We start from the raw sequence: 3,403 nt of genomic DNA on the forward strand, positions 1-3,403 counted from the left end.
CCGCTGTCTCCGACCACCTCGCTCGCCCACCGCCCGCTGTCGTTTGCGGGGACATTTCCGGGTATCACCCGATCCTGCGCGTGGCTGAAAATGGCGGGTCTCAGCCCCGGCCCATCGCTCGTGTCACTGTGATCTCAATCACCACACGCGTGGGATTCACCGACGGTGTCCGGTAACGCTCGGCGTAGCGCCGCTCGGCCTCCGCCACCCGCTCCGGCTCCGCCCGGACCACCGCCCGCCCCTCCAGCGTCGCCCAGCGCCGGCCGTCCACCTGGCAGACCGCGACCCGGGCGCCCTCCTCCCCGGCCGCCGCCACATACCGCGCCTTCGCGGTCGCCCGGTCCGTGATCACCCGGGCCAGTCGTGCCTGTGGGTCGTAGGTGACCCCGACCGGGACGACGTGCGGGGTGCCGTCGGGACGGATCGTGGTCATCGTGCACACATGCCGTTCACGCCAGAAGCTGAGGTACGGCGCGTCGGGCGCGCCGGGGTCCTGCGGATACGAAGCCATGGCCGGAAGGTAATCCCCAGGCCCTCCCGGAGTTTGCCTTGAGTGGAATAGACTCAACTTTATGTACGCTGGATGAGTCAGATGAGTCAGCGCAGTCATCTGAAGTGGACGAGCCAGGCAGGACGCCGAGGAGGAGACAGCGAACGTGGACGCCGAGCTGACCAACCGGAGCCGGGACGCGATCAACGCGGCCGGCCAGCGGGCCGTGACCGAGGGGAACCCGGATCTCACCCCCGCGCACCTGCTGCTGGCTCTGCTCCAGGGGCAGGACAACGAGAATGTGACGGACCTCCTGGTCGCCGTCGACGCCGATCAGGCCGCCGTACGGGCCGGGGCGGAGAAGGCCGTCGCCGCGCTGCCCAGCGTGACCGGGTCCACGGTCGCGCCCCCGCAGCCCAACCGCGAGCTGCTCGCGGTGATCGCCGACGCGCAGGGCCGCGCCCGGGAGCTGGGCGACGAGTATCTGTCCACCGAGCATCTGCTGATCGGGATCGCCGGGAAGGGCGGCCAGGCCGGCGAGGTGCTGAGCCGGGCCGGGGCCACGGCGAAGAAGCTGCTGGAGGCGTTCCGCGCGGCGCGCGGCGGGCGCCGGGTCACCACCGCCGACCCCGAGGGCTCGTACAAGGCCCTGGAGAAGTTCGGCACCGACTTCACCGCCGCCGCCCGCGAGGGCAAGCTGGACCCGGTCATCGGCCGGGACCAGGAGATCCGCCGGGTCGTGCAGGTGCTGTCCCGCCGGACCAAGAACAACCCCGTGCTGATCGGTGAGCCCGGCGTCGGCAAGACCGCCGTGGTCGAGGGGCTCGCCCAGCGGATCGTCAAGGGCGATGTGCCCGAGTCCCTCAAGGAGAAGCGGCTGGTCGCCCTCGACCTGGGCGCGATGGTCGCCGGGGCCAAGTACCGGGGCGAGTTCGAGGAGCGCCTCAAGACCGTCCTCGCCGAGATCAAGGGCTCGGACGGCCAGATCATCACCTTCATCGACGAACTGCACACGGTCGTCGGCGCGGGCGCGGGCGGCGACTCCGCCATGGACGCGGGCAACATGCTCAAGCCCATGCTCGCGCGCGGTGAGCTGCGCATGGTCGGCGCGACCACCCTCGACGAGTACCGCGAGCGGATCGAGAAGGACCCGGCGCTGGAGCGCCGCTTCCAGCAGGTGCTGGTCGCCGAGCCGTCCGTCGAGGACTCCATCGCCATCCTGCGCGGCCTCAAGGGGCGCTACGAGGCCCACCACAAGGTGCAGATCGCGGACAGCGCGCTGGTCGCCGCCGCCACCCTGTCCGACCGGTACATCACCTCGCGCTTCCTGCCCGACAAGGCCATCGACCTGGTGGACGAGGCCGCCTCCCGGCTGCGGATGGAGATCGACTCCTCGCCCCTGGAGATCGACGAACTCCAGCGGGCCGTCGACCGGCTGCGCATGGAGGAGCTGGCGCTCAGCAAGGAGACCGACGCGGCCTCCCGGGACCGCCTGGACAAGCTGCGCCGCGACCTCGCCGACAAGGAGGAGGAGCTGCGCGGCCTCAACGCCCGCTGGGAGAAGGAGAAGCAGTCCCTCAACCGGGTCGGCGAGCTGAAGGAGAAGCTGGACGAACTGCGCGGCCAGGCCGAGCGCGCCCAGCGCGACGGCGACTTCGACACCGCCAGCAAGCTGCTGTACGGCGAGATCCCGGGCGTCGAGCGCGACCTGGAGGCCGCGTCCGAGGCCGAGGAGGAGGCCGCCCGGGACACCATGGTCAAGGACGAGGTGGGCGCCGACGACATCGCCGACGTGGTCGCCGCCTGGACCGGCATCCCCGCCGGGCGCCTCCTGGAGGGCGAGACACAGAAACTGCTGCGCATGGAGGACGAGCTGGGCAAGCGGCTCATCGGCCAGGGCGAGGCGGTCCGTGCCGTCTCGGACGCCGTGCGCCGCTCCCGGGCGGGCATCGCCGACCCCGACCGGCCCACCGGCTCCTTCCTCTTCCTCGGCCCGACCGGCGTCGGCAAGACCGAGCTGGCCAAGGCGCTCGCCGACTTCCTCTTCGACGACGAGCGGGCCATGGTCCGCATCGACATGTCCGAGTACGGCGAGAAGCACAGCGTGGCCCGGCTGGTCGGCGCCCCGCCCGGATACATCGGCTACGAGGAGGGCGGCCAGCTCACCGAGGCGGTGCGCAGACGGCCGTACAGCGTCGTACTGCTGGACGAGGTGGAGAAGGCGCATCCCGAGGTGTTCGACATCCTGCTCCAGGTGCTGGACGACGGCCGGCTCACCGATGGCCAGGGCCGTACGGTCGACTTCCGCAACGCCATCCTGATCCTGACCTCCAACCTCGGCAGTCAGTATCTGGTCGAGCCGCTGACCAGCGAGGAGGAGAAGAAGCAGCAGGTCCTTGAGGTGGTCCGGGCGTCCTTCAAACCCGAGTTCCTCAACCGCCTCGACGACCTCGTGGTCTTCTCCGCCCTGGACAAGGCCGAGCTGAGCCGGATCGCCCGGCTCCAGATCGACCGCCTCGCGGCGCGGCTCGCCGAGCGCCGGCTCACCCTCGACGTCACCCCCGAGGCCCTGGCCTGGCTCGCCGACGAGGGCAACGACCCGGCCTACGGCGCCCGCCCGCTGCGCCGCCTGATCCAGACCGCGATCGGCGACCGCCTCGCCAAGGAGATCCTCGCGGGCGAGGTCAAGGACGGCGACACGGTCCGCGTCGACGCCTTCGGCGAGGGCCTGATCGTCGGCCCTGCGACCCCGGCGGGCAAGACCCTCTGATCCCGGCGACCTTCGTGGGCGAGACCCACTGCCCCCGGCGGACGGGCCCCCCCCGCACCCCCCCGGCGGGCCCCGGCGCCGCGAGTACCCCCCGCACCCCCCCGGCCGGGGTTAAACCCACCACCCCCGGCGCCTCCACCCGC

At 71.6% G+C, this 3,403-nt stretch carries 2 protein-coding genes; one reads left to right on the plus strand and one right to left on the minus strand.

The genetic code is table 11. The features are described from left to right. Positions 1-100 precede the first annotated feature (100 nt). Positions 101-511 carry a pyridoxamine 5'-phosphate oxidase family protein gene (locus ACFXAZ_RS35210; protein WP_384599684.1) on the minus strand — a complete coding sequence of 137 codons (411 nt, stop codon included), beginning with the start codon at positions 509-511 and terminating at the stop codon, positions 101-103. 145 nt (positions 512-656) lie between these two features. Between ACFXAZ_RS35210 and clpB the strand changes: the two genes are divergently transcribed. After that, positions 657-3,260, plus strand: a complete 2,604-nt coding sequence (gene clpB / locus ACFXAZ_RS35215; protein ID WP_384599687.1) for an ATP-dependent chaperone ClpB — start codon at positions 657-659, stop codon at positions 3,258-3,260. Positions 3,261-3,403 lie beyond the last annotated feature (143 nt).

This window comes from Streptomyces sp. NPDC059477, from assembly GCF_042749375.1.
In the GTDB taxonomy this organism is placed as follows: Bacteria; Actinomycetota; Actinomycetes; order Streptomycetales; family Streptomycetaceae; genus Streptomyces.

Bases quoted from the DNA above. Each gene is read 5' to 3' on its own strand.
- ACFXAZ_RS35210 (WP_384599684.1), bottom strand. From the start codon at position 511: ATGGCTTCGTATCCGCAGGACCCCGGCGCGCCCGACGCGCCGTACCTC.